We start from the raw sequence: 25,074 nt of genomic DNA on the forward strand, positions 1-25,074 counted from the left end.
TCGTTGGAATCTACCGTTGACGTGCTGAAACGTCATCTGTTGGTGATGGCGAGGGATAGGCGCGGCCGGAGGTCCTGCGGACTTTTTGCGCTTCTCGACCTCGCCTGCGCGGTGCTAAACGAACGCCGCCGCCGCACCGCCTGACAGTAGCGAATCGTGCCCGCCAGGCCAGGTCGTCGACCACCTACCACCAATTAGGTTCGTCATCTGGCGAACCATCGATGCGCGACGCCTCGACATGCCCGCGGACGCATGGTCGGGACGGGTATGGCGGTGGCTTCGTTGACGAGCCTCGGGCGGCCGGATCTGCATAGAGGTGGTCGGCGGCACTCGACAGGGGGCTGTCGGGCACCGCCGACCTACGACGTTACGCATCACCCGTGCGTTGATGTGCGACATTCGCGGCGTCGGTGCGGGCAACATTGCTTCTGATCGCGAGGCCCCATGCTCACCGCAAGCGGGGTCGTCGTCAATGCAGACCGTTGGCCTAGACGCCCGAACCCTTGAGTCCGGCCTCGATCTCAGCGTCGGTGCTGTTGGCCGCCGTGTGCGAGGCGTCGTGCGTGGTCGAATCTGCATCCGGTGCGCCAACCACTGCGGACCCCTCGAGAGCCTCGCGTTCGCTCTCCTCGAGAGCCTCGTGTTTGCCCGTTTCACTCATGGTTCCTTCTTTCCGCCGTGCGTCACCTCATTGTGACGCGCGCAGTCACGGTACCCCGATCACCGTGGTCGACGGTCAAGCCCTCGGTCCAGTCGTCGTGCTGATCGGTGAGGACGGCCCCGACCAGGCGGATGAGGGCCTCACGGCGGAGAAGATGCCGACGGCGCCGGTGCGGCGCCGGTGCGGCGGCGGATCTGGCGACCGGGCGGAGAATTCGCCGACGTCGGCCCGGAGCACCGAAGAAACGTTCGACCGGATACGGCCCGACCTGGCTGTCGATAGCGTGGAGCACGTGGCAAGTCCGCCCGTTCGGCCCCGCGGGTGAGGTGCGCGAGGCGCTGGAGGAGTGGTGGTCCACGAGGAGAGCATGTTGGCCGTTCTGAGCGACTTCGCTCGCACGCTGCTCACAGACTTTCTGTTGCAGGCATCCTCGACGAGTTGGTCGAGCGGATCCCTGACGTCCTGCCGATCACCGGAGCGGGGATCACCCTCATCTCACCCGGGCTCGCACCGCAGTACATCGCGGCGTCCAACGAGGACGCTTTGCAGTTCGAGCGACTGCAGACCGAGCTCGGGGAGGGTCTGTGCCTGCTGGCGTTCCGGACCGGTGGGGCCGTCTCGGTCCCTGACCTCGCCTGCGATTCGCGTTTCCCTCGGTTCGGACCGGCGGCCCTGGCAGCGGGCATGGCTGCAGTGTTTACCTTCCCGCTGTGGCACGGGACCGCTCGCATCGGTGCGCTCGACCTGTACCGGGACACCGTCGGCCCCCTCACCGGGCCGGCCCGCGAGGCAGCGCAGACCCTGGCGGACGTCGCCGCGGCGTACCTGATCAACGCCCAGGCGCGGCAGCAGGCCGTCCAGGCCGCCGACTGGTTCCGGGAGCGGGCGCTCCACGACGCGCTGACCGGGCTACCCAACCGGGTTTGCTGCAGGAGCGCATCGAGCACGCCTCGGCCCGCAGCCGGCGCACGCACCGGGCGGTGGCGGTCCTGTTCGTTGACCTGGACCACTTCAAGCGGGTCAATGACGCGTACGGGCACCTGGTGGGCGACGAGTTGCTGGTCGCCGTCGGGCAGCGACTAGCAGGGTTGGTTCGCCCTGGCGACACCCTGGCCCGGGTTTCCGGAGACGAGTTCGTGATCCTGTGCGAGGACCTGTTCCAGGCCTCCGACGTCGACGCGCTCGTCTCGCGCATTGACGAGACGTTCGCGCAGTCGTTCGCGCTGGACCAGGTCGAGATCGCCGCCACCGCGAGCGTGGGGATCGCCTACGCGGGTCCCGGGGAGGCCGTGACCGACGCCCTCGTGCTCGACGCGGACATCGCGATGTACCAGGCCAAGCGGCGCGCTGGGGCGACCCACCAGATGCTCAACCTGCGCCTGGCCGAGGATGCCCACGACCGCAACCAGCTCGAGCGTGACCTGCGTGAGGCGCTGTTCCACGGCGACCTCGCCGTCGCCTACCAGCCGATCGTGTCTAGCGCAGACGGGTTCGTGACCGGCGTCGAGGCGCTGCTGCGTAGGACCCACCCGGCCCGCGGGCCGGTGGCCGCGAGGACGGCGATCACGATCGCCGAACAGTCCGGCCTGATCGCCGGCGTCGGCGCGTGGGTGCTGGAGCAGAGCTGTCGTGACTGGGGCGTGTGGCTCGCCGGGCACCCGGGGCACCCGCTGGACCTGTCGGTCAACGTCTCCGCCCGGCAGCTGATGATGCCGGGGTTCGTGGGCTCCGTCGCGGACGTGATCGAGCGCACGGGCATGGACCCCGGCGCGCTGGTCCTGGAGATGACCGAGGGCATCTTCGTCGAGGACGGCGCCCGGGCGATGTCCGTGCTGGGCGAGCTCAAGAACCTCGGGATCCGGCTCGCCCTGGACGACTTCGGGACGGGGTACAGCTCGCTGAGCTACCGGCGGCGGTTCCCGGTGGACATCGTCAAGATCGATCAGAGCTTCGTGGCCGACATGGGTCGCGACCCCGCGGCGTCCACCATGGTCGCCGCGGTGACCCACCTCGCGCACGACCTCGGCATAACCTCTACGCCGGGCACATCCACGGGTTCGGCCCCGCCGAGCAGGCAAGTGCCGCGCTGTTCGCAGGGAATGTCTCACGGGCTCTGAATCTCGCCCTTCGCCTGGCCTACCAGGTGGAGATGACCGAAGAGTTGCGTGCTGCGCTGAGGTCGCGAACCCTGATCGACCAGACCCTGGGGATCATCATGAGTCAGCGGGCGTGCGACGCCGAGGGGGCGATGGCAATACTGAGCGCCGACTCGCTCCACGTCGACGTCGAGCTCATGGTCCGCGCCGCCCAGATCCTGGGCGCCGTGAGCACACCACCGCGCAGCGGCGGACCCCCACCCAGAACTGAACCGCACCCTAGACGCTGCCAGTTGCGCGGCGATCAGCGGACTCGAGGTCGTTCGGGCGGCCGGCCGTCAGTTGCCCGGCCATTCTCCGGTCCACCGCTGGAACACCCGTGCGCCGGCGCGGTCGATGACGGTCTTGACCAGCGAGTACAGCGCGCCCTGAACGACGGCGGCCAGGAGGATCTGCCGGACCGGGTACTCGGTGGTCAGCGCCGTGGGCGGTGCGGACTGGTCGCCGGGCGCGGTGCGCTGCCAGATCTTGCGGAAGATCATCGAGGCAATCAGTCCGCCGAGGATCGAGCTGGCCATTCCGACGGGTCGGTAGAGCACTTTCGCGGACTTGCTGGTCTCTTCATGAGTCGTCATCGATTCGTCTCCTCAGGTGGGTCAGGCGCGTCGCAGAGTGCTGGCCGGGGTCAGGTCGCGCGCGTGGAGCGACTACATGCCTAACGTTGGCGGCGGCGCAGCCCGACGACAGCCGCAGCGATCGCGGCGATCGTGATCGCTGCGCCGACCGCTGCGGATTTGCGGGAAGGGCCGGACGTCCCGGTCGTCCCATGCGTGAGTCGAGTGAACAATGTGGCACCGCGCGCTTGCGCGATGTGGGCCGCGTCCTGGGCGCTGTGCTTGATGTCGTGGAGTTTGTTCTGGGTGCGGGACTTGAGGTTGAACTTCTGGGAGAGCTGCGCGACGGTTGCGGCAACCTCGACGCGGGTGTCGTCGATGCTGGCCTTTATCTCCTCGACACTGGCATCGTTGCCCGGAAGGGACGCTTGCGGGTCACTGGTCGGCTTCATGGTGCATGGCCTCCTTCACGGCGTCGATGTCTTCCTTGACGCTCTCGATGGCGTCGTGGGGGGGCGAAGCGACCTGTTGCACCTGTGCTTTGCCCACCGCTGCGGCAACGGCGGCAGCGGCGAACAGGGTCAGGGTCACGATGAGTGCCGCTGACCACAGTGGCAGCACCAGGTCCACGGCGATGACGGCGGTCGCGACCAGGGCGACGACGCCAAGTCGCACCAAGACGAGGGAGACACTCAAGACGCCTGCGCCGATGCCGGCGTGCTTGGCGCTCGCTTTCATCTCGGCCTGGGCGAGGATGAGTTCCTGGCGCACGAGCCGCGAGGTCTGCTCGGACAGGCGGGTCATCAGTTGTCCCACAGACGCTTCGGTCTCGACTTTTGGATCGCTGTTCATGCGTGGTCCTCCTGTCGGTGAGGGGCGAGCACAACGCCGTCGACTTCCACGGCGCGGTGAACGACTGACCATGTCGATCACCGGATTCCACCCCGGGATCGGTCTGGGCAGGCTAGCCGACGCCGGGTCACGATTGCGAACGAGCCGGCCCCAGGCGAGGTTCGTCGAACCGGCACCAGAGGTGTCTGTCCAGCGCAGCTCGGGCTCGTGAGGCAAGTGTTGTGATTGGGGCGAATCGCGTCCGTGACGTTACGATCTGGTCCCCAGCGAAGGAGCACAGCGTCGTGTCCAACGAGATCCAGGAAGACTCTGAGAACGAGGCCGACCGGGCCAACAAGCTGCCGTGGCACCCGATCGGCGCACCCGAACCAGCAAATGAAACCGATGCCGAGAAGATCGAGTCCGACCGACTCGAGGAGCCCGCAGAAGTTGCAGGTCTGGGGAACCCTGACCTCGGGCTCGCCACCGACGCGGACAAGTTCGAGGCCGACGGCCTCGAGCAGCCTTTGTCCGTGTCGGGCCTGACGAACCTGGACCACGGACTCGCAACCGTTGCCGAGCGGATCGAGGCGGACGGCCTCGACCAGCCTTCGTCCGTGGCGGGTCTGACGAACCTGGATGACGGCCGGGCCACCGACGCCCAGAAGATCGACGCCGACGGACTCGAGTAGGGTCCCGGCCGGTCAGCAGGTCGTCATCCTGCCTACTGCCGGATATCCCATATCGGGACACGGTGCAAGTGTGCTGATTCGTCCGCGTTCGAGTACCTTCGTCCGCTCGATGGCCGAGCCCGGCCCTCGTTTACTCGCGAGAGGGACTCACATGACCGTTTCAGGATTCATCACCGCCATCGTCATCGGCGCCATCATCGGCGCGCTCGGGCGCTTGTTCGCACCCGGAAAGCAGAACATCTCCATCCTGGTCACGATCCTCATCGGGATCGTCGCTGCGCTTCTGGGGACGGTTTTGGCGAACGCCGTCTCGTCGGCGGACACCGCCGGGATCGACTGGATCGAGCTGCTGTTCCAGGTCGTGCTCGCCGTCATCGGCGTCACGCTGGCCGCCCGGACGCTCAGTGGTCGTCGTCGCTAAGTCCTCGACTCCGGTGCTCGGCGGCCTTGGCCGCCGAGCACTTGCCGTGAGCGGCACCGTTCGGCGCGCGCGCGTGCAACTCGCTCTCAAGGGTGCGTTCGCGGCGGCAGTGGCGTGGTTCGTGGCGGCTCGGCTCCTGCCCGACGACGTCGCCACTTACGCCTACTACGCACCGCTGGGTGCGGTCATCGCGATTCACCCGACGGTGCACCGTTCGTTCACCGAGGCGGGGCGCAACGTCGCGGGCATCGTCCTCGGCGCCCTCATCGCCCTGCTGACTGAAGCGATGCTCGGCGTCAGCGTCCTGACGGTCGCGCTGGTGGTCGCCGTCGGGATCCTCGTCGGCGGGATGCGATGGCTCGGCTCTCAAGGGGCGTGGGTGCCCACGGCTGCGCTGCTCACGCTGGTGGTCGGCGGCCACGACCAGCAGGACTACGTGCTGGCCTACGCGGGCCTGACCCTGATGGGTGCGGCTCTCGCCGTGGGTGTGAACCTGCTCCTGCCGGCCCTCCCGCTGCAGCGGTCCGCGCGCTCACTGACCGACCTGCGCGACACCCTCGCCGGTGAGCTCGACGCACTCGCCGACCACTACTGCCCTCCTACCGACGACGGCACCGAGCGCGCCGAGCGATCCAGCCAACGGCACTTGGACCACCTGCTGGGAGAGATGCGATCCGCCGTGCGCGAGTCCGGCGAGGCCGCAGACGCGAATCGCCGCGCACGCAACCAGCGCCAGACGCTGCGAGACCTGCACCGCCAGGCACTGGCCCTGGAGCAGCTCGGGTTCCTCGTCCAGGACCTCGACCTGCTCCTGGATGACCACGACGCCGTCGGCGGATCACTGGAGTCGGCCCCGCAGGTTCGGCTCCCCGCCGCCCAGGCACTGCGCGCCCTTGCCGACGCGGTGCGCGCCGTGACCGCGGGCAGGTCCGACCCACAGCTCACCGCCACGGCCGCTGACGCCGTCGACCACCTCGCCGTCACGCTTCGGGCCCACCCCCCCGACATCGCTTCGCACCCAGACCTGCTGGTCACAGCCTCCGTGCTGACCGCACTGCGCCGGTCCCTGACCGTCATCCGCCGTGGCGACGAGGACAATCAGCACCACGCATGACCCGCCGTCCTTGAACTTCACCAGCGCACGATCGAGAAAGTAGAAAGCACGTGTCGGAAGCCACAGCGAGTACGGCAGCAGGCACTGTTCTGGGCGGGCGGTATCGCCTGGATGAGCGGATCGGTGGAGGGGCGATGGGAACGGTCCATCGCGCCCACGACGAGTCGTTGGGTCGCGACGTCGCGGTCAAGATCCTGGCGAGACCGACCGCGGAGGCGCGGAACGTCCGCGCGGACGACGAGGAGGTCCGACTTCTTACCCACCTCAACCACCACAACCTCGTGACCCTTCTCGACGCCGGCACGGACCTGTCCGACGTGGATCGCCCCCAGGTGTACTTGGTCATGGAGCTCATCGACGGACCCGACCTGAAAAGTCGACTCGTCGAGGGGGCGTTGCCTGCGCGCGATGTCGCCCAGATCGGGGTCGACCTCGCGGAGGGTCTCGACTACGTGCACGATCACGGCGTGATCCATCGCGACGTGAAGCCCGCGAACATCATGATGTTCGACTACTCCAACGACACCGACCGGGTGCGGGCCAAGCTCACCGACTTCGGCATCGCGATGATGATGGAGTCCCCGTTGATCAGTGATGGTGACGGTGACGGGGCTTTCGCCGGAACCGCGGCGTACGCCAGCCCGGAGCAGGCCATGGGGGACCCGATCGGAGCACCGAGCGACATCTACTCCCTTGGTCTGGTCCTGCTCGAGTGCCTGACGGGGACCAGGGCCTACCCGGGACCGCCCCTGCAGGCCGCGCTCGCGCGACTGATGCACGCCCCGGACCTCCCATCGGGGCTCGGACCCCAATGGACGCGACTGCTCCAGGCGATGACCGCCACCGACCCCGCCGTTCGCCCCACAGCGAGCGAGACCGCACTGACACTGCGCGAGATCACCGCCGCAGGCAAAGGACGCCGCCGGGCAGAGCCCTCGATCATCCCGGCGAACGAGGTCGCACGGATGGCGGCCGTGCACCGCTACGACATCCTGGACAGCCCACCGGATGGTGCTTTCGACCGGATCACCTCGCTGGCCGCCCGGCTCTTCGCCGTGCCGATCGCCATCGTGAGCATCGTCGACTACGACCGGATCTGGTTCAAGTCGCACCCCGGGCTCGAGATCGACCAGGTCGACCGAGACGCGGGCCTGTGCGCGTCGGCCATCCTGCACGAGGGTCCCTGGATCATCGAGGACGCCGCGGTCGATCTGCGTGCGCTGTCGAACCCACTGGTGGCCGGCGAGTTCGGCCTGAGGTTCTACGCCGGTGTCCCGCTGCGCACCCACGACGGCTTCAACCTGGGGACCTTGTGCATCCTGGACCGCGCGCCGCGCACCCTCGACGCTCACGACCTCACGACCCTCGAAGACCTCGCCGCCATCGTCATGAACGACCTGGAGCTCCGGCTCGAGAACCGGCGCGCCGAGCACGACGATCCCGATCAGCCGCGCGGACTACCGGGCAGCAGTGGGGCATGACGGTGCGGCAGGGTCGATCCCTGCAGCCGGTAGACCATAGGGTCACCGGATGAAGCCGCCCGGCGAAAGTGCACCCGCCAACGACGCTACGGTCCCGACCGGGGCCGGTTCGGCGCACATCGCAGCGGTCGCACGTCTCGATCCGGGAGTCGTGGTCGACGACCCCAGCAGACCAGCTGCTCTGGTCGCCCGGGTCAAGGCCCTGTTGGAATGGTGGCAGCGAACCAGGGCCGCGCGCGCCAACGCCCGCTTCGGTTCGGCCGGCGGAGGCGTGCTCACCGGGGGGATCGCCTACAGCGCCCTGTTCTCCGTCTTCGCCGGCCTGACGATCGGCTTCACGGTCTTCATGGCGATCCTCGGATCTAACACCGCCCTGCGCCAGGACGTGCTCAACACGCTGGCAACCTCGCTGCCCGGACTGATCGACACCGGCGACGGCAACGGTCTGCTCAAGCCCGAGGACCTCGTGGTCAGCGCAGGGCTGAACGTCGCGGGCGTGATCGCCGTTGTCGTTCTGCTGCTCAGCGCGACGGCTGCCATGGCGGCGCTGCGCACCGCGGTCCGGGCGATGTTCGGTGCGAACGGCGACGGCGGGAGCGCCGTGCACGGCAAGCTCCGCGAGCTGGCAGGCTTCGCGGGGATGGCCCTGGCCGTACTGATCTCGGCCGTGCTGAGCATCGTGGTGACGACGGCCGCGAGCTGGTTCCTCGAGCTCGTGGGCCTGAGCGACGCCGCGGGCGTGGTCGTGCGCATCCTGGGGATCGCGGTCGCGTTCGTCGTGGACGCAGGGATCTTCGCCCTGGTCGTCGTTGTCCTGGCCGGTATGCACCCGCCCATGCGGGACCTGCGCGGCGGGGCGGTGATCGCCGCGGTCGGCATCGGTGCAGTGCGGGTTCTCGGCACCAGTGTCGTGGCCGGCAGCGTCGGCAGCAATGCGCTGCTCGCCTCGTTCGCCGTGCTGGTCACGCTGCTGATCTGGATCAATCTCATCGCACGGATCGTGCTCCTCGCCGCGGCCTGGACCGCGAACCCCCAGCCCAGTCCGCCCCCTGCCACACCAACCACGCCCGCACCCTGATGAAGGCAGAGTCCCGCCACGCCGGTCCGCGGTGGGTGGACCCCACTACCTGTCGCCGGGCAACGGATCGGTAGCGAACGAAGGGGCCCGATCGCTCACATCGGGGGAGCGGGCGTTACCCGCCGAGCCCGGCCACCAGGTTGATCGTGGTGGCGATGATGATCGCGCCGAACAGGTAGGACAGGAGTGCGTGGCGTAGAGCCGTGGTTCGGATGGTCTTGGTCTGCAAGGCGGTGTCGGATACCTGGAACGTCATTCCGAGGGTGAAGGCCAGGTACGCGAAGTCGGTGTAGCGCGGCGGGTCGGTCTCGTTGAAGTCGATGCCGCCGTCGGTGCCGCTGTAGTACAGGCGGGCGTAGCGCGTAGTGAAGATCGAGTGCACCGACGCCCATGCCAGCGCCACACTGAGCACCGTCAGGGCGGCCTGGACGTCTTTGCCTCCGGGCCCGGAGGAGTTGCCGATGAGGAGCAGCGCGATCGCTGCCAAGCTCGCCACAGCCGCGACAACAACGGTCGTGTCGGCGGCCGAGCGGCCGGGGTACTCGGCCAAGGCGTGGCGAGCTGTCGTCGACGCATCCATCCCCGAGATGCTGCGCCACAGCCAGATCAGGAACACTGAGGCTGCCACTATCCATCCAACGAGCAGCCCAAGGCGCCAGGTGCTCGACGCCGTGGCTGCTGCCCCTGCGCCCACTCCCACGAGGGCCGCGACCGCGAGTCGCGTCCGTCCGGTGGTCCCACGCCACGGGACCTGATCTGGAGCGGGCAGCTCGTCGGGGGAAGGATTTGGACCGGGGTCAGCGGGCATGCGGCTACCGTATGCCGCTTCAGAAATGCACGCTCGGACCGCCCGGTATTGCCGAGCGACGGCCAAGATCGCGGGCCTTCTCTGGGCGTCCGCGGAGGACAAGACGCGGGCCGCTGCCACGTCCTTCATGTCGGCGGTTTCGGGCTCTCCTGCGGACTCTTTGCGGACTCCGGGGGCATCACCGCAGGTCAGGGACTACTTCACCGATAGTTGACGAACTGTAACGCGACGTCGAGGTCTGCGGCCTTGAGCACCGCCATGACGGTCTGCAGGTCGTCGCGGCTCTTGGCCGACACCCGCAGCTCGTCGCCCTGGATCTGGGCCTTGACGCCCTTGGGGGCCTCGTCGCGGATGATCTTGGCGACCTTCTTCGCGTTCTCGCTGCTCAGGCCCTCGACGATGGAGGCCTCGAGCCGGTACTCCTTGCCCGACAGCTTGGGCTCCTTCTCGCCCACGTCCAGGCTCTTGAGGGAGATCCCGCGGCGGATCAGCTTGGTCTCGAGCACGTCGAGGATGGCGAGCACGCGCTCGGGGGCGTTGGCGATCATGACGATCTGCTCGCCGCTCCAGGCGACCGAGGCGCCGACGTTCTTGAAGTCGTACCGCTGGGCGATCTCCTTGGCGGCCTGGTTCAGCGCGTTGTCGACCTCCTGCCGGTCGACCTTGCTGACGACGTCGAACGACGACTCGTTCGCCATGGTTCCTCCAGTGCTTGGTGCGGGTTTGCCGGGGCGCGTTCGTTAGACCGCCCCGGGTGTTGCTATCCTTCCATCCGCACGACTCGTGGTGCTCCTCGGAGCACGGCGAGCAGGCCTTGGCGGGTTACCCGAGTGGCCAAAGGGGGCTGACTGTAAATCAGCTGGCAGCGCCTACGGGGGTTCGAATCCCTCACCCGCCACCGGCACGGGGCGTCCTCATCGAGGACGCCCCGTTCGTGTACCCGGAGGTTCGGGAGGCTTGACCAGGGCCGCCGCGGCGTCGAACAGGCGCCGTCGGCCGGTCGTGTGAACGGGATTTGAGAGGGGATTCGCAGGCACGCCCAGCGGCGTGTAACCTATGGTCGCGCTGCCCCGATAGCTCAGTCGGTAGAGCGTCTCCATGGTAAGGAGAAGGTCAAGGGTTCGATTCCCTTTCGGGGCTCTGTTCGGTCTGGCGGGCTGACGTTCATTCGTCGGCCCGCCGCCGGCAAGGCGGGGTAGCTCAGGTGGTTAGAGCACACGGCTCATAATCGTGGTGTCGCGGGTTCGAGTCCCGCTCCCGCTACCAGCATGAAGCGTGCGCGCCAGCCGGTGGTGCGCAGCAGTAGTTGACGAGCGTCGCGCGAGCGGCGCGAGATGTGAAGGAAGTCGCGAAGTGGCTAAGAGCTCGGACGTTCGCCCCAAGATCACCCTCGCCTGCGTGGAGTGCAAGGAGCGCAACTACATCACCAAGAAGAACCGTCGCAACAACCCCGACCGCCTCGAGCTGTCGAAGTTCTGCCCGCGCGACGGCAAGCACACCCAGCACCGCGAGACCCGCTGACGCTCGCCTTCCAGGCGAACACGCATGCCGGTCAACGTCGAGTACGCAGGTCGTGAATACCCGCCGAACTCGGCCTACGAGGTAGGTCGGGTCAAGCTCCGCGAGTTCGCGCTCGCGGTGGGTGCCACGAACGCTGCGCACTATGACGTGTACGCGGCGCGCGGGCTGGGCTACCCCGACGTCATCGCACCGCCGACGTTCGCGGTCGTGGTCGCTCAGCGCGCCGAGCAGCAGTACATCGCGGACCCGGACGCGGGGATCGACTTCAGCCGAGTGGTGCACGCCGACGAGCGCTTCACGCACCATCGGCCGATCCACGCGGGGATGCGGCTCGTCACCGTCCTGCACGTCGACTCGATCGTCGAACGGGCCGGGCTCGCGATGATCACCACCCGCGCGGAGATCGCGGCCGACGACGGCGTCCCCGTCGCCACCGTCGTCTCGACGCTCGCCGTGCGCGGGGCGGACGTGGACGCCTCGTGACCGCCGACGCCGGCACGTCCTTCTCGAAGCCGAGCTTCGCCGACCTCGCCGTCGGCGACTCGATCGGCACAGCCGCGGTCGACGTCGACCGCGCCCGGCTGGTCCGCTACGCCGGCGCGAGCGGCGACTTCAACCCCATCCACTACAGCGACCGGGTCGCGACCTCGGTCGGCCTGCCCGGCGTCATCGCGCACGGCATGTGGACGATGGGTGCGGCAGTCAATCTCGTCGTCGACTGGGTTGGCGACCCGGGCGCCGTCGTCGACTACCAGGTGCGCTTCACGCGGCCCGTCCCCGTGCCCGACCCGGGAACCGCCGTCGTCGAGGTTGCGGGCGTCGTCGGTGCGCTGGACCCCGCGACCCAGACCGTCCGCATCGACCTCACGGTCACGCACGCCGCCACCCGGGTCCTGGCCAAGGCGCAGGTCCGCGTCCGCCTGTAGTCACTGCTGGCAGTCATGACGCCGGCGTCCGGATGCTCTCGCAGGCCGGGGCCGTCGAGAAGGCCTCCTGCAACGAGTCGCTCGCCTGGTTCGCCGTCTTGCCGAGCGTCGTGGCGAAGGATCCCGCTGCCGTGGTCGCCGCAGCGACCTCGCTGAGCGCAGTGCCCGACGCGGCGAGGAACCCCGCGACGGAGGTCGCGTTCGCGGCCTGGTCCGCAGCGTCGGCGGCTGCTTGGGCCGCGTCGCTGACGTCGCCCGATGCCGCATCGAGCTTCGACTTGAGCTCCGCGGCGTCCGGGTCGACCGGGGCCGCGGCGATGGCGGTAGTCAGGTCGTCGACGGATCCGCGGACCTCGTCGACGGCGCCCGAGAGCTGGGTCTTGAGCTGATCGAGCGCGCTGCCCGCCGCAGGATCCAGCGTCAGGTCGACGTTGATGGACTCGAGGTCGGTCCGGACGGCGTTGAGCGAGCTGCACACCGAGTTCGCCCACTCGCGGTTGGCCTCCGCGCGGCTCTGCGTCGAGGCGGAGCCCGAGGACGAGTCGCTGCCGCTGCACGCCGCGAGGGCGAGGGCGAGCGGCACGGCGAGAGCGAGGACGGTGGCCTGCCGAGCGGAGCGAGTCATCGCGATCCTTCCGGTGGACGGGGTCGGCGAGGGCACGCCGTCCCTCGACGATCCCGCGCATCCGTTGCTTCCGCTCGCCGGGCGGGCCGCTGCCCTCCCGACGGGCACCCGGCACAGCCACTGCCCCTGTGCGGGACCGTTCCTCCGCAACTGCTCCTACGCCACCGCGTTCTTCACGAGGGCACGAAGCCGCTCCTCGTTGTCGGCGGTCCACTCCAGGAGCGCGAACGACGTCGCCCACATCGACCCCTCGTCCAGTGCGGCGGCGTCGCTGAAGCCGATCGTGTTGAACCGCGTCTTCATCTTGTCCGCGCTCTGGAAGAAGCAGATGATCTTGCCGTTCTTGCCGGGCCTCGCGTACGCCGGCATGCCGTACCAGGTGCGCGGCGCCAGGTCGGGCGCGACGGCGCCCACGAGCGCGTGGAAGTGCTCCGCCAGGGTCCGGTCGACCCCCGGCATCTCCGCGATCTTGGCCAGCACCGCGGCCTCGCCCTCAGCGCCGGCGGCCGCCGCCTTCAGCTCCTGGGCCCGTTCCTTCATCGCAGCCTTCTCCAGGTCGGAGAAGCCTTCGGTCTTCGTCTTGGTCGCCATGGGGGTCCTCACTCTCGTGTCGGTCGGTCGTTATCAACAGCGGTGTCAGTCCTCGGGGAGCTGCGCGAAGGCCTTCTTGGTCGCGGTGTACCAGTCCAGCGACTTCTTCGGGTGCTTCCAGCGACCCTGCATCTCGCGATGGGCGCTCTCGTGCGCCGCATCGCCGCCCGTGACGGCGTCCTTGAGGTGTCGATCTTGGGCCTTGATGATCTCGTCGGCGCTCTGGCCGCGAAGAGCGAGGTCGCACGCTCCGCCCAGCTCCTGGCAGGTCATGGTCTTCATCGATCTCATTCCTTTCGGTCGGTGCTGCTGGATGTCCCGTTCGATGTCCCGTGCCGCCGCCGGCGCAGCTGCGCCAGCAGGTCAGGGTCGGCACGGAAGTCGATGCGTTCCACGAGGCCGTCCACGATGGTGAAGTCGAAAACGACCCGGGCCTGCCCGCGGTAGAACCACGCCGCTCCGGGCCGCTCGCCGACGAAGACGGCCAGTGCCGATGCCGCGCTGCCGTTGAAGAACGTCGCCACCTCGTGGCGCCCGTCGATGCGCTGGGGGGTGCCGGCCTGGATCGCGGCCTCGTCACCGCGCACGGCGACGTCGGGGGCGAGCAGCTGCAGCAGACGGGCGAAGTCACCCCCGCGGGCCGCCGCGAGGAACGCGTCGACCACCTCCCAGTCGGCCAGCTGGTCCTGGGGTGCGCTCTGGCTGACCCTGCTGCGGGCTCGCGAGGCCAGCTTGCGCGCCGCCGTCGGCGTGGTGTCGAGGATGGCCGCGATGGTGGGGAACTCGAAGCCGAAGCTGTCGTGCAGCACGAACGCGACGCGCTCCTTCGGCGTGAGGCGCTCGAGCACGACCTGCAGCGCCACGCCGACGGCGTCCGCGAGCTCCACCTCGTCCGCCGGGTCGGGTGCGGTCTCGGCGAGCTCGATCTCGGCCATGGGCGTGGGGGTGCGCAGACGGAGCCGGTCCAGGCACAGGCGCACGGTCACGGTGGTGAGCCACGCCGGCAGGCTGTCGATGCTGGCGTCCGTGCCGTGCAGCCGGAGCCAGGCCTGCTGCACGATGTCCTCGGCCTCCGAGGGGTCGCCCAGAACGCGCGTGGCGATGCCCAGCAGCCGCGGCCTCTCGGCGTCGAAGGCGTCCGCCTGGTGCATGCTGCTCACCCCTGTCTCTGAGTCCCTTACCCCACTGACGTACCGAACCAGCAAGGTGTGACCGAGTGCTCTCGCCTTCGCCGTTGCCAGGCTGACATCAACGGGCCGTCGAGGCACCCGCGCTACTTTGACAGCGGTTGGTTGCCTATCTCAAGGAGCGGGTCGTGTTCTTACTCCTCACCGTTGTCAGCGTCGCCGCGGGCTTCGTCTATGCGGGCTTCGTTGACCGGCGCTTCGGCCCGCAGGACTGGCGCCGCTGGGCTGCGCTGGCGCCGTTCTGGGTGCTGGCCGTCGGGGTGGCCCTGGCGTTGGGCACCGTGAACATGAGCGATCTGGCGCCGCAGGCGATTCAGGGGTTCGCGCTGGGATCCCTCGCCGCAACCGCGACCGACTCCCTAGGAGCGCTTCGGCGTCGACGCGGCGACGCCTCGACGCGGCACGATGAGCGCGTAGCTCCCCGGCCCTGACACGCCCCGGCCCTGACGGGAGCGCCCGGACCGCCCGCTAGACCGTCGAGGCCCGGGGTGCGGCAGTGGTCGTGCCCGGCTGGTACTCCACCGGCAGGATCACCGGCGAGAACACGTTCCCCGCGATGAGCGCGATCGCGGCCTCGCCCGCCTGGCGGCCCTTCTCTGCCAGCGGCTGACGGACGGTCGTGAGCACGTCGGGCGCGAGCCATGGCAGGTCGAGCCCGTCGAACCCGGCGATCGAGACGTCGTCGGGCACGCGAAGGCCGAGCTCGCGCGCGGCGAGCACGACGCCCGAGGCGAGCAGGTCGCTCAGTGCGACGATCGCCGTCGGCGGGTTCGGGCGGGACAGGATCTCGTGACCCGCGCTGCGGCCGTGCTCGACCAGGGAGGCGGGGGTCTCGATGACGATCTCGGGCACAACGCCGGCGTCCGCGATGCCGGCGAGCCGTCGTTGCGTGGCCAGGTAGCCCGACCTGGGGTCCCGGGCCGGATCGGGCTCCCCGAGCCGGCGGTCGTGGCCGTACGGCAGCGACACCACCCCGAAGCGTTCGTGCCCGAGGGCGAGCAGCTCGCGCACGAGGTGCTCCGTGCCGCGGCGGTCGTCGATCCCCACCTGCGCGGTCCGGTGCCCGGCGGCCTCGGCGTCGTCGGCCCCGAGGTCGCCCTCGACGAGGACGACGGGGATCCCGCGCCGGGTCAGGGTCGCGACGACGGCGTCGTCGGGCCCGTTGCAGAGCACCACGACGGCCGCGTCCATGGCGGCGTGCGCCACGAGCGGCGGGACCTCGCCGGCCTCGGACGGGATGAGCAGGATGCCGACGTCGTGCGCGCCGAGCGACTGCGCGAGCCCGTCGAGCATCTGGATCGAGACGGGGTCCCGGAAGCTGCGCCGCAGACGGTCGCCGAAGACGGCGCCGACGATCCCCGAGCGGCCCGTGCGCAGCTGCTGACCGAGCGGGTTCGGGCCCGGGTAGGCGAGGTCGGTGGCGGCGGCCAGCACCCGGTCGCGCGTCGCGGCCGCGATGGGACCTGCGCCCGAGAAGGCCAGCGAGGCGGTCGAGACCGAGACCCCCGCGGCGACGGCGACGTCGGCGAGGGTCGGGCGGCTGTGGCTCATGGCAGGACACCTCCGAGGGCGGCCGAGCGGGATGGGGCGGGATCAAGCGGGAAAGGCGGGTGCAGGTGTGGCGGGGGGCGCAGTGTGATCGCAGTGTGGCAAAGACTGCGGCAGGACGGCGCATCCGGGTCGCCGTAGTTTGACGGCGCGGTCAGCGTACCCGCACACTGATACCTCCGATCAAATCGATTCGACCTTACGGTCGGCGTTCTGTCGACACGTTGTCGAATCGATTCGAGGTCGGGCACTCACCGCACCTGCTTTCGAAGAGAGAACGTCATGCGTCACCCGCGACCCGTCGACGGTCGACCCCCTGCCACCCGGCTCCAGCTGGCCCGCTGGCTCCTCATGGGCCTGTTCGCTCTCCAGGGGCTGACCTTCGCCAGCTGGCTCGCCCGGCTGCCCGCGATCCGCGACGCCCTCGGCATGTCCCAGAGCGAGCTCGGCGTGCTGCTGCTCGCCGGCGCGTTCGGCGGGCTCCTGACGGTGTCGGTGGCCGGCGTGGTGGTGGCGCGGTTCGGCGGGCTCACGAGCCTCAACATCGCCACGGCGGCGTTCGCGACATCGTTCCTGCTGCTCGGGATCGGGCCGACCCTCGGCAGCCGGCCGCTGGTCGTGGCCGCGGTCTTCCTCGGCGGGGTCTCGGCCGCGCTCGGCAACGTGCCGATCAACGTGGAGTCGGCGGCCGTCGAGCGCCGGATGGGTCGTTCCGTGCTGCCCCAGTTCCACGCGGTGTTCTCCATCGGCGCGGTGCTCGGCTCGGCCGTCGGCGCCGTGTCGGCGCACTTCGCGGTGTCGCTCCTGGTCCAGTTCACCGTGACCGCCGTGCTCGGCACGGCTTGCCGACTGGCCAGCAACCCGCACGTCATCCTCGACACGGTCCCCGCCCACCGGATCGCGGCGCGCCTCGCGCGGGCCCGGCTCGAACAGGCGCTGGTGGACGGCGGGACCGACCCCGCGGCCCACGCGATCCCGCTCGCTGCCGCCCTGCCCGGGGTCCGGACGCGCTCGGCCCTCGGCGCCTGGCGCGAGCCCCGCACGCTGCTCATCGGGCTCGTCATCATGTCCGCAGCCCTGTCGGAGGGCGCGGCCAACGACTGGGTGGCCCTCGCGGTCGTCGACGGGTTCGACCAGGTGGAGTCGGTCGGCGCGATCTTCTTCGGGCTGTTCCTCGCCGCGATGACGACCGTGCGGCTGCTCGGCACGCGCCTGCTCGACCGCTTCGACCGGGTCCTCGTGCTGCGGGTGTCCGGGCTCGTCTCGCTCGCGGGCCTGCTGCTGTTCGGCCTCGCGCCGACCCTCGCGCTGGCCGGCGTCGGCGTGATCGCGTGGGGGTTGGGTGCGGCGCTCGCGTTCCCGATCGGCATCTCGGCGGCATCGAGCGACCCGCTCAAGGCGGCCGGTCGGGTTGCCGTCATCTCGGCCTTCGCCTCGATCGCGTCCCTCACCGCTCCTCCGCTGCTCGGGATCGCCGCCGAGTCGTTCGGCACTCGGCGGGCGCTGGTGCTGATCGGCGTCGCGATGGTCATCAGCGTGAGCCTGTCCCGGCACGTCGCCCCCGTCGCGGAGCCGGTCGCCGCCCGCGACCCGCGCCGGCCCGCGCCTTCGCTCGCCGGTGTCGCGGCAGTCCCGGTGTCTGGAGCCCCCGTGGCAGACTCGTTGTCGCCCATCCGTTCAGGTGAGCGTGACCCGTGGGGGGCTCGGTGGACAGCGACGCGACCACGACGGCGCCCGCGCGCTCGGTCTCCACGTCTTCCGTTTCTCTCCCCGCCGCTGCGCGGATCCCCGTAGGTGCGAAGTGAGCATGAGAACTACCGACGCTGCCGCCAGCCCGCCCGCGGACCGGACCGTTCGTGCTGCCACGATCGCCGTGTTCGCAGTGTTCGTGCTCAACGGCTTCAACTTCGCCAACTGGGCCTCGCGCATCCCCGCGGTCCGGGACGAGCTCGTCCTGTCTCCCGCGCAGATGGGCCTGCTGCTCCTGGTCGGCTCGGTCGGGTCGCTCCTCGCCCTGCCGCTCGCGGGGATCGTCGTCATGCGTCTGGGAGCCGCGCGCACCGTGGTCGCGTTCGCCGCCACCAGCACGACCGGCCTGCTCATCGCGTCGACCGGGGTCGCGATCGACCAGCTGATCGTCGTCGGCGTCGGTCTGGTGATGTTCGGCGTCGGCACCGGCGTCTGGGACGCGGCGATGAACATCGAGGGCGCGGCTGTCGAGCAGCGCCTCGGCAAGGCGATCATGCCCCGCTTCCACGCCGGCTTCTCGTTCGGCACGATGGCCGGCGCGGGAGTCGGTGCGCTTGCCGCGCGCCTCGACGTGCCCGTGGTGGGGCACCTCGCGGTCGCGCTCTGCCTGAGCTTCGTGGGCGTGCTCTGGGCGGTCCGGGCGTTCCTGCCCGCGGGGTCGGAGGCCGGGGTCGCACCCGCTGCACCGCTCTCGCCCGCCGACGCGTTGCCTGACATCACCCGCGCCCGGCGCGCGTTCGGGGTCTGGCTCGAGCCGCGCACGCTCCTCATCGGCCTGGTCGTGCTCGCCGCGGCCCTCACCGAGGGGTCGGCGAACGACTGGGTCGGTCTCGCCGTCGTCGACGGGTTCGACCAGCGCCCTGAGGTCGGTGCCCTGACGTTCGGGCTGTTCGTCACCGCGATGACCGCGATGCGGCTGCTCGGCACGGGCCTGCTCGACCGGTACGGCCGCGTCCTCGTGCTTCGCCTGTGCGCGGTGCTCTCGATCGCCGGTCTGCTGATCTTCGGGCTCGTCCCGAGCCTGCCGTTGGCGCTGGTCGGCGTCGTGCTGTGGGGGGCGGGCGCCGCACTGGGCTTCCCGGTCGGCATGAGCGCGGCGAGCGACGACCCGCTCCGCGCGGCGGCGCGCGTGAGCGTCGTCTCCACGATCGGGTACAGCGCCTTTCTGGCCGGTCCGCCGCTGCTCGGTCTCCTGGCCGACCAGGTCGGCTACCGGCACGCGCTCCTCGCGATCGCGGTACCCGTGCTCATCGGGCTGCTCGTGATCCCGGCCGCGGCGCCCCTGCCCACCGCGGCGGGCGGCCAGGGAAAGCCCGGGCGCCCCGCGTAGCCTGGGTGGCATGCCTCTCAACGCCCTCCCCACGGCTGCTGCCGGGTCCACGACCGGCCGGACCCTCGCGGAGCTGACGACCCTGCGCCTCGGCGGCCCGGCGGGCCGCCTGGTCGAGACGACCACCGAGGCGGAACTGATCGACACCGTGCGCAGCGCCGATGCGGTGGGGGAGCCACTCCTCGTGATCGGTGGCGGCTCCAACCTGGTGGTGGCCGACGGCGGCTTCCCCGGCGTGGTCGTGCGTGACGCCCGCCGCGGGATCGAGATCGAGTCGGCCGACACCTGCGGCGGTGCGAGCGTGCGCATCGTGGCGGGCGAGGCGTGGGACGACGTCGTGGCCCGCGCGGTGGTCGAGGGCTGGATCGGGGTCGAGGCGCTCTCGGGCATCCCGGGGACGGCCGGCGCCGCGCCGGTGCAGAACATCGGCGCGTACGGCCAGGAGCTCTCGGGCGTCGTCTCCTCCGTGCGGGTCTGGGACCGGGAGCAGTCGCGCGTGCGCACGCTCCCGCTGGTCGACCTCGCGTTCGGCTACCGCACCTCCGTGCTCAAGCGTTCACTGACCGAGCCCGGGACCCCGTGGGGCCCGACGCCGCGCTACGTGGTGCTGGATCTCGGTCTGCAGATGTACCTCGGCGATCTGTCCGCGCCGATCGCCTATCCCGAGCTCGCCCGCCGGCTCGGCGTGGCCGTGGGGGAGCGGGCCCGGACACCCGACGTGCGCGCGGCCGTCCTCGAGCTGCGTCGCGGCAAGGGCATGGTGCTCGACGCCGCCGACCCCGACACCTGGAGCGCGGGCTCGTTCTTCACGAATCCGATCCTCGACGTCGAGCAGGCCGCCGCGCTCCCCGCCGAGGCGCCCCGCTACCCGGTGCAGTCGGCCCAGCCGGCGCGGTCGTCAGGACCGCACGCCGGCGCGGTCCAACCCGGACTGACCAAGACGAGCGCCGCGTGGCTCATCGAGCACGCGGGCTTCGGTCGAGGCTTCGGCCTGCCCGGCACGGTGGGCCTGTCGACCAAGCACTCGCTCGCCCTGACGAACCGCGGCGACGGCACGACCGACGAGCTCCTCGCGCTCGCCCGGGTCATCCGCGCGGGCGTCCAGGCCGCGTTCGGCGTCGTCCTCGAGCCGGAGCCCGTCCTGGTCGGCTGCGCGCTGGACTAGTCGCGACCCGTTCGACGAGCGATTCCGTGCTGGGTCGGCGATTCCGTGCCGGTCGAGCCACTGCGGGCCGGTCCAGCACCTAGCGGTCGCGTTCGGGCGCCAACAACGCGCCGCGGACCAGGTCGAGCACCGCCTCGTCGCCGAGCCCGGCGGCCCGCGCGGCCGCGACGAACACTGCCGCGGTGAGCCCCAGCGCGTCGTCCGCGGCGGGGGCGCCGGCCGCGACGACCGTCCCGGTCCGCCGGCGCGTGGCGACGACCCCGCTCGCCTCGAGCTCGCGGTAGGCCCGCGCGACGGTCCCGGCCGCAACACCGAGGTCGGTCGCGAGCGCGCGGATCGTCGGCAGCCGGTCCCCGGCACGCAACCGCCCGGCCGAGGCGTGCGCGACGACCTGCGAGCGGATCTGCTCGTACGGCGGCACGCCGGATGCGAGGTCGACCTCGAGCTGGAGACTCACGAGAGTCGGACGTCCTGGTGGCGCATCTCCGTGAGGTTCGACGCCGCGGGACGCCCGGGAACGAACATCACGGCACTGCTCACCAGCCAGAGGGCGCCTGCCACCAGCGCCATGACCGTGCCGGCGACGATGATTGCGGTGCTTCCCCCCACCGGGATCCCGTCCACCGACGAACCTCCGGCACCGGCACGGCGCATGGCCGAGCCTGCGAAGAACAGCACGCCAACCGCTGTCCAGCCGAGGACGAGCTGCGATCCACGCAGGAGACGGCGGGCCGAGGTCCGGCGGAGCTCGAGGTCCCACTCGCTCGCGGCGTCCATGACCGCGGGCCGCCGCGCGATGAGCCGGAGGACCCCCTCCGTGGCGGCCAGCACCAGGACCGTCGCGATGAGCAGCGGAACTCCGTAGAACCAGCCGGGGAAGGGGCCCGCGCCGGAGTTCCCGGAAACGGGAGCGCCCCCCACCAAGGCGGTGTAGCTGAGAGTGATCCCCTGCCCGTCGTCCGATGCGGCACCGCAGGCGACGAGGGTCACCGTGGTCAGCGCAGCCCACGACCAGGTCACGCGTCTCAGCCAGCGGGGGGCGACGTCGACGGCGGTCCGGCGGGTGAGTGGCGCCCGACGCAGGGTCCCGGTCGGACGGGGCCAGGTGAGCTCGCCGAGGGCCTGCACCGCAGCAAAGGCGATCCCGGCCGCTGCGGGGATGAGCCCGAGGGCAACTCCTCGGGTGATGCCGGCGGGAGGAACACTGACCGGGGTGAGGCCCGCGATCATGGTGCCGAACAGTGCAGTCAGCGCCAGCACGTTGACGGTGGCGGAGTGTCGACGTGCGGCCGCCGCAGCCTCGGACGGCGCCGGGTCGGGCCGCCGCGAGAGGACCGCGAGGAGGACCGCACCGATGATGAGCGGCAGCGCGACAACCGCCAAGACGACGACGACGTGCATCGGGACCTCCGGCCTGCCTGAGGACGACTCAGGTATCAATTTATCGGTTGATTGATACAATGAACCACAATCGTGGTCGCGTCAACTGGTGCTGCATCCACTGCCTCCACTGCTGCGCCTGTCGCTCGTGACGTCGCCAGTCACGCCTCTCGTCGATACGGGCGAGTGGCTACGCGACGAGGGAGTCGTCGGCCGGGTCGAGGTCGAGCAGGTCCTGTGCGGGTGCCCGATGTGGCACCAACGGTCGAGTGAGGCCGGGTGGCCGCACTCCGGGTAGTTGTGCGTCAGGTGGTCGTAGCGGTTCGGGTGGTCCGCTGGGTGGCCCGGTCTGTCGGAGTTGTCGTCCGGTGGGGTCGGTGAATTGGTACCAGACGCGGGCGATGCCGGTGATGCCGTCGTGCTGGCCGGTGCTGTGGCGGGTGAGGGTGAGGTCGAGTCGGTGGACTTCGTGGTGGTGGAAGTTGCACAGCAGGGCACCGTTGCCCGCTGATCGCTAAGGTGACCCCTTGTGAAGACAGCCGCGATCTACGCCCGGATCTCCTCCGACCCGACCGGCCAGGCGCTCGGTGTCGCGCGCCAGGTCGAGGACTGCCGCAGGCTCGCCAAGGAGAAGGGCTGGACGGTCGCTGAGGAGTACATCGACAACGACCTGTCCGCGTACAAGGGCAATCCGCGTCCGGCTTACGAGCGGATGCTGGCGGATCTGCGTGACGGGTACCGGGACGCGGTGATCGTCTACAACCTGGACCGTCTGACCCGTCAGCCGATCCAACTCGAGGAGTTCTCCGCGCTGTGCGAGCGCGCCGGGGTGCGACACGTCGCCACGGTCACCGCCGACATCGACCTGGGCAACGACGACGGGTTGTTCATGGCGCGGATCTTCGCGGCGTTCGCGGCCAAGGAGTCCGGGCGCCGGTCCCAGCGGATCCTGCGCAAGCACCAGCAACTGGCCGAGCAGGGTCTACCCAACGGCGGCAACCTGCGCCCCTACGGGTACGGGGAGGACCGGATCACGGTGGTCGAGTCCGAGGCCGAGGTCATCCGGGCGCTGGCGCTGCGGTACCTGGCCGGGGAGTCCGTGCGGTCGTTGGTGGTGTGGCTGAACGCGCAGCAGGTGCCCACCGTGACGGGCGTGGGTGAGTGGCGCACCCCTACCCTGCGGAGGGTGCTTTCCAACCCGCGCACGGCGGGCCTGCGAGAGCACAACGGCCAGATCGTCGGGGAGGCGGTGTGGGACGCGATCATCACCCCCGCACAGCGGACCCAGGTCCTGGCGATGTTCGCTTCGAAGAAGGTCTCCGGTCGCCGTGCTCCGCGCCGGTATCTGCTCTCGGGGATGCTGCGGTGCGGCAAGTGTGGGAACCGGTTGTTCTCCTCGGTGCGCGGCGATCGGCGCCGGTACGTGTGCCTGGCTGGTCCCGACCACGGCGGGTGCGGGCGGTTGACGGCGGTCGCGGAGCCGGTGGAGACGTTGATCGTGGCGATGGTGCTGCACCGGTTGGACAGCCCCGAGGTGGCCGACGCCCTGGCGGGGCGCGCGAGCGTGGACGACCGGCAGATGGCCCTGATGGGCGAGTTGGAGGCCGACCGCACGCAGATGGACGAACTGGCGCTGATGTACTCGGCGCGGGAGATCTCGGCGGCGGAGTGGCGCACCGCGCGTGAGCCGATCGACAAGCGCATCCGGGACACCGAGCGGCAACTGGCGCAGTTCGCCGGGAGCAGCGCCCTGGCGGGGTTGGTCGGCAACGGTCAGGAACTAGCCGAAGGCTGGGCGGACCAGAATCTCGAACGACAGGCGACCATCGTTGCCGCGCTGCTGGACTACGCGATCATCGGTGCGGGTGTCTCCGGTGCGCGCAGGTTCGAGCCGTCCAGGTTGCAGCCCGTTTGGCGGCTGTGAGGTCACGGCGGGCGCTGGCGTGCGCGGGGCTGGCGCCCCGTGCGCGCGCCTGCCACCCGTCCTGACCCCCAGCAGGGCGCCCACCCGAGCGAGCACGACCGGATCGGTGACCTTGACGGCGATGCCCTGTGCGTCGCAGGACGCTTTGACGAACGCGGCCAGCCACACCGGGTCGAAGCCCATGGAGATCATCCGGCCCACTGCGCCCAGATAGCCGGCGGACCGGACCAGCCCTCGGTGTCCGTCGAGTTCCACTGGTAGGCCGGCGCCATGCCGAACAACTGCGACGCCTGGCCGAGCACGTCGTCCGAGCTGCGTCCGCGAAGGCGAAGCACCGGAGGCTGGAAACCCTGAGCGAGGTCGTACCGGTGCAGGCCCGGGATGCGCGCGTTGTCGTCGGTGAACGTCTTGGTGACGTACTTCGAGAGGTACCTGGCAGCCAGCCGAGCCTCGGCCAACGGACCCGACCCCACCGGCAGGTCGCCCAGCAGTTTGATGTGGACGAAGCCCCGGCCCCAGGCCTGGCGGATCAGCGTCTTGGGGACGTAGCGAGCGACCGCGAAGTGGGCGTGCAGTCCGTGGTCGGTCTTGTGCCACTCGGGTACCCACACGTACGGCAATGGTGCCCCGCCCAGGCCCTCACGCAATGCCCGGAAGAACTCCCCGACGTCGGCGCGGACCTGGCGGGGATCGTGGCACCCGGTACCGGCGTAGGTGAGCGTGCCCAGTTTGTTCAGCCGGTTCGCAGCGGCGTATCGGCGCAACCTGCCACGCGCCCGACGCCCGGCCTCCTCAGCCGCGCGCTCGGGATCTTTCGCACTTCCCCTGGCGACGTACGCGGGGCGGGTGGGTGGGCGAGAGGAGACGAAGCAGCCGCCGCCCTCACCTGCTTTCGGGTACAGCGAAAGGACCCAGCGCGCGAGCCGAGGCTCACGCAGGACCGGACCGACGACTTCGACACCAACCACGAGGACTCCACACAGCGGCTCCGACAGGGGACCGCTGAGACGCGCCGGGTACGGCACACATGGCAGATCGTGGAATGCACACCGACGGCCTCAGCATCCGGTCTCGCTCCGGGTGGGCCTAGTCGGTTATCCATTGAGCGTTCTAGCGCTGGCCACAGCGTCGCTCGACCTTCCCCAGGAAAGGCCACATAGTTTCGTTCACGGCCCTGGAGTGGTTCGCCGCTTCGTGCTGGGCAAGTAGTACCACCCCAGCGGTCGCCGTGTCTACGCCACCGCTACGCGGGGCGCTCGCTCCGCGAGGCTGCCGCGCAACCGTTCGTCCTCGCCCCTGCGGGGCTCCGGGCGCTGCGTTCCTTGCCACCGA

General features: G+C 70.1%; 29 protein-coding genes, 3 tRNA genes and 1 pseudogene. 19 read left to right on the forward strand and 14 right to left on the reverse strand.

Going from position 1 to position 25,074, the window contains the following annotated elements; all coding sequences use genetic code 11:
* Positions 1–487: 487 nt before the first annotated feature.
* Positions 488–661 (reverse strand): hypothetical protein, encoded by a 174-nt coding sequence (locus tag VTA80_RS12085; RefSeq protein WP_407341356.1) that lies wholly within the window; start codon positions 659–661, stop codon positions 488–490.
* 321 nt (positions 662–982) lie between these two features.
* On the opposite strand from VTA80_RS12085, the gene VTA80_RS12090 reads away from it, so the two are divergent.
* The 3 genes and pseudogenes from VTA80_RS12090 to VTA80_RS12100 all read left to right on the forward strand — a co-directional run.
* Positions 983–1,744, forward strand: coding sequence for a GAF domain-containing protein (locus tag VTA80_RS12090; protein WP_407341357.1), 762 nt, complete (start codon positions 983–985; stop codon positions 1,742–1,744).
* Positions 1,642–2,778: a putative bifunctional diguanylate cyclase/phosphodiesterase gene (locus tag VTA80_RS12095; RefSeq protein ID WP_407341358.1), complete on the forward strand. Its 1,137-nt coding sequence runs from the start codon at positions 1,642–1,644 to the stop codon at positions 2,776–2,778. Before VTA80_RS12090 ends, VTA80_RS12095 begins: the two co-directional genes overlap by 103 nt.
* A 32-nt stretch (positions 2,779–2,810) precedes the next feature.
* Positions 2,811–2,963 (forward strand): annotated as a pseudogene (locus tag VTA80_RS12100) (ANTAR domain-containing protein); the annotation flags it as partial.
* 132 nt (positions 2,964–3,095) lie between these two features.
* Here the strand turns inward: VTA80_RS12100 and VTA80_RS12105 are convergent.
* The 3 genes from VTA80_RS12105 to VTA80_RS12115 all read right to left on the reverse strand — a co-directional run bounded on the left by VTA80_RS12105 (position 3,096) and on the right by VTA80_RS12115 (position 4,223).
* Positions 3,096–3,392, reverse strand: a complete 297-nt coding sequence (locus VTA80_RS12105) for a DUF4235 domain-containing protein (RefSeq protein WP_407341359.1) — start codon at positions 3,390–3,392, stop codon at positions 3,096–3,098.
* Positions 3,393–3,472: 80 nt separating this feature from the next.
* Positions 3,473–3,823, reverse strand: coding sequence for a DUF3618 domain-containing protein (locus VTA80_RS12110; RefSeq protein WP_407341360.1), 351 nt, complete (start codon positions 3,821–3,823; stop codon positions 3,473–3,475).
* Positions 3,807–4,223 carry a phage holin family protein gene (locus VTA80_RS12115; RefSeq protein WP_407341361.1) on the reverse strand — a complete coding sequence of 139 codons (417 nt, stop codon included), beginning with the start codon at positions 4,221–4,223 and terminating at the stop codon, positions 3,807–3,809. Before VTA80_RS12115 ends, VTA80_RS12110 begins: the two co-directional genes overlap by 17 nt.
* Positions 4,224–4,507: 284 nt before the next feature.
* Here VTA80_RS12115 and VTA80_RS12120 point away from each other — a divergent pair, with 284 nt between their 5' ends.
* The 5 genes from VTA80_RS12120 (at position 4,508) to VTA80_RS12140 (ending at position 8,988) form a co-directional block, all read left to right on the forward strand.
* Positions 4,508–4,894, forward strand: a complete 387-nt coding sequence (locus VTA80_RS12120) for a hypothetical protein (protein ID WP_407341362.1) — start codon at positions 4,508–4,510, stop codon at positions 4,892–4,894.
* A 151-nt stretch (positions 4,895–5,045) separates the two neighbouring features.
* The gene (locus tag VTA80_RS12125) at positions 5,046–5,315 is read left to right on the forward strand and encodes a GlsB/YeaQ/YmgE family stress response membrane protein (RefSeq protein WP_407341363.1); all 270 of its coding nucleotides are present in this window, start codon (positions 5,046–5,048) and stop codon (positions 5,313–5,315) included.
* Between the two features lie 46 nt (positions 5,316–5,361).
* Entirely contained in the window at positions 5,362–6,429 is a 1,068-nt protein-coding gene (locus VTA80_RS12130) for an FUSC family protein (RefSeq protein WP_407341364.1), read from the forward strand.
* A gap of 50 nt (positions 6,430–6,479) precedes the next feature.
* A complete protein-coding gene (locus VTA80_RS12135; protein WP_407341365.1) occupies positions 6,480–7,910 on the forward strand; it encodes a protein kinase domain-containing protein in 1,431 nt (476 codons plus the stop codon).
* A gap of 49 nt (positions 7,911–7,959) precedes the next feature.
* Positions 7,960–8,988, forward strand: a complete 1,029-nt coding sequence (locus VTA80_RS12140) for a YihY/virulence factor BrkB family protein (RefSeq protein ID WP_407341366.1) — start codon at positions 7,960–7,962, stop codon at positions 8,986–8,988.
* Positions 8,989–9,103: 115 nt separating this feature from the next.
* Here VTA80_RS12140 and VTA80_RS12145 read toward each other — a convergent pair whose 3' ends face one another.
* Both VTA80_RS12145 and VTA80_RS12150 read right to left on the reverse strand, forming a co-directional pair.
* Complete coding sequence (locus VTA80_RS12145) at positions 9,104–9,688, reverse strand: DUF1345 domain-containing protein (RefSeq protein WP_407345765.1); 585 nt, start codon at positions 9,686–9,688, stop codon at positions 9,104–9,106.
* A 308-nt stretch (positions 9,689–9,996) separates the two neighbouring features.
* Positions 9,997–10,494: a YajQ family cyclic di-GMP-binding protein gene (locus VTA80_RS12150; RefSeq protein WP_407341367.1), complete on the reverse strand. Its 498-nt coding sequence runs from the start codon at positions 10,492–10,494 to the stop codon at positions 9,997–9,999.
* Between the two features lie 118 nt (positions 10,495–10,612).
* Between VTA80_RS12150 and VTA80_RS12155 the strand changes: the two genes are divergently transcribed.
* The 6 genes from VTA80_RS12155 to VTA80_RS12180 all read left to right on the forward strand — a co-directional run bounded on the left by VTA80_RS12155 (position 10,613) and on the right by VTA80_RS12180 (position 12,243).
* Positions 10,613–10,694: transfer RNA gene (locus VTA80_RS12155), tRNA-Tyr, on the forward strand.
* A gap of 169 nt (positions 10,695–10,863) precedes the next feature.
* Positions 10,864–10,936 (forward strand) — tRNA-Thr (locus tag VTA80_RS12160).
* A gap of 49 nt (positions 10,937–10,985) precedes the next feature.
* Positions 10,986–11,062, forward strand: a tRNA-Met gene (locus VTA80_RS12165).
* 87 nt (positions 11,063–11,149) lie between these two features.
* A complete protein-coding gene (gene rpmG, locus VTA80_RS12170) occupies positions 11,150–11,317 on the forward strand; it encodes a 50S ribosomal protein L33 (protein WP_227423372.1) in 168 nt (55 codons plus the stop codon).
* Between the two features lie 24 nt (positions 11,318–11,341).
* Complete coding sequence (locus tag VTA80_RS12175; RefSeq protein ID WP_407341368.1) at positions 11,342–11,800, forward strand: MaoC family dehydratase N-terminal domain-containing protein; 459 nt, start codon at positions 11,342–11,344, stop codon at positions 11,798–11,800.
* Positions 11,797–12,243 (forward strand): MaoC family dehydratase, encoded by a 447-nt coding sequence (locus tag VTA80_RS12180; protein WP_407341369.1) that lies wholly within the window; start codon positions 11,797–11,799, stop codon positions 12,241–12,243. The genes VTA80_RS12175 and VTA80_RS12180 overlap by 4 nt, the downstream gene beginning before the upstream one ends.
* Positions 12,244–12,256: 13 nt before the next feature.
* On the opposite strand, the gene VTA80_RS12185 is transcribed toward VTA80_RS12180, so the two are convergent.
* From VTA80_RS12185 to VTA80_RS12200, 4 genes are all read right to left on the reverse strand, one after another.
* Positions 12,257–12,868: a hypothetical protein gene (locus tag VTA80_RS12185; RefSeq protein ID WP_407341370.1), complete on the reverse strand. Its 612-nt coding sequence runs from the start codon at positions 12,866–12,868 to the stop codon at positions 12,257–12,259.
* A gap of 156 nt (positions 12,869–13,024) precedes the next feature.
* Complete coding sequence (locus VTA80_RS12190; RefSeq protein ID WP_407341371.1) at positions 13,025–13,459, reverse strand: iron chaperone; 435 nt, start codon at positions 13,457–13,459, stop codon at positions 13,025–13,027.
* 45 nt (positions 13,460–13,504) lie between these two features.
* Positions 13,505–13,741, reverse strand: coding sequence for a hypothetical protein (locus VTA80_RS12195; protein ID WP_407341372.1), 237 nt, complete (start codon positions 13,739–13,741; stop codon positions 13,505–13,507).
* A 5-nt stretch (positions 13,742–13,746) separates the two neighbouring features.
* A complete protein-coding gene (locus tag VTA80_RS12200; protein WP_407341373.1) occupies positions 13,747–14,610 on the reverse strand; it encodes a sigma-70 family RNA polymerase sigma factor in 864 nt (287 codons plus the stop codon).
* A gap of 137 nt (positions 14,611–14,747) precedes the next feature.
* Here VTA80_RS12200 and VTA80_RS12205 point away from each other — a divergent pair, with 137 nt between their 5' ends.
* Complete coding sequence (locus VTA80_RS12205) at positions 14,748–15,077, forward strand: hypothetical protein (protein WP_407341374.1); 330 nt, start codon at positions 14,748–14,750, stop codon at positions 15,075–15,077.
* Between the two features lie 37 nt (positions 15,078–15,114).
* On the opposite strand, the gene VTA80_RS12210 is transcribed toward VTA80_RS12205, so the two are convergent.
* The gene (locus VTA80_RS12210) at positions 15,115–16,197 is read right to left on the reverse strand and encodes a LacI family DNA-binding transcriptional regulator (protein WP_407341375.1); all 1,083 of its coding nucleotides are present in this window, start codon (positions 16,195–16,197) and stop codon (positions 15,115–15,117) included.
* Between the two features lie 279 nt (positions 16,198–16,476).
* Here VTA80_RS12210 and VTA80_RS12215 point away from each other — a divergent pair, with 279 nt between their 5' ends.
* From VTA80_RS12215 to VTA80_RS12225, 3 genes are read left to right on the forward strand one after another with little or no spacing between them, the layout of a single operon-like run.
* Positions 16,477–17,988 (forward strand): MFS transporter, encoded by a 1,512-nt coding sequence (locus VTA80_RS12215; protein WP_407341376.1) that lies wholly within the window; start codon positions 16,477–16,479, stop codon positions 17,986–17,988.
* A gap of 13 nt (positions 17,989–18,001) precedes the next feature.
* Positions 18,002–19,273, forward strand: a complete 1,272-nt coding sequence (locus tag VTA80_RS12220; protein WP_407341377.1) for an MFS transporter — start codon at positions 18,002–18,004, stop codon at positions 19,271–19,273.
* A gap of 10 nt (positions 19,274–19,283) precedes the next feature.
* Positions 19,284–20,438, forward strand: a complete 1,155-nt coding sequence (locus tag VTA80_RS12225; protein ID WP_407341378.1) for a UDP-N-acetylmuramate dehydrogenase — start codon at positions 19,284–19,286, stop codon at positions 20,436–20,438.
* 79 nt (positions 20,439–20,517) lie between these two features.
* On the opposite strand, the gene VTA80_RS12230 is transcribed toward VTA80_RS12225, so the two are convergent.
* On the reverse strand, positions 20,518–20,895 hold the full coding sequence (locus VTA80_RS12230) for a GntR family transcriptional regulator (protein ID WP_407341379.1): 378 nt from the start codon (positions 20,893–20,895) through the stop codon (positions 20,518–20,520).
* Positions 20,892–21,839 (reverse strand): hypothetical protein, encoded by a 948-nt coding sequence (locus tag VTA80_RS12235; RefSeq protein ID WP_407341380.1) that lies wholly within the window; start codon positions 21,837–21,839, stop codon positions 20,892–20,894. Before VTA80_RS12235 ends, VTA80_RS12230 begins: the two co-directional genes overlap by 4 nt.
* 508 nt (positions 21,840–22,347) lie before the next feature.
* On the opposite strand from VTA80_RS12235, the gene VTA80_RS12240 reads away from it, so the two are divergent.
* On the forward strand, positions 22,348–23,742 hold the full coding sequence (locus VTA80_RS12240; RefSeq protein ID WP_407341381.1) for a recombinase family protein: 1,395 nt from the start codon (positions 22,348–22,350) through the stop codon (positions 23,740–23,742).
* A 188-nt stretch (positions 23,743–23,930) separates the two neighbouring features.
* On the opposite strand, the gene VTA80_RS12245 is transcribed toward VTA80_RS12240, so the two are convergent.
* Positions 23,931–24,710, reverse strand: a complete 780-nt coding sequence (locus VTA80_RS12245) for a hypothetical protein (protein ID WP_407341382.1) — start codon at positions 24,708–24,710, stop codon at positions 23,931–23,933.
* Between the last annotated feature and the right edge of the window lie 364 nt (positions 24,711–25,074).

Source organism: Pengzhenrongella phosphoraccumulans, assembly GCF_045689905.1.
Classification (GTDB): Bacteria; Actinomycetota; Actinomycetes; order Actinomycetales; family Cellulomonadaceae; genus Pengzhenrongella; species Pengzhenrongella phosphoraccumulans.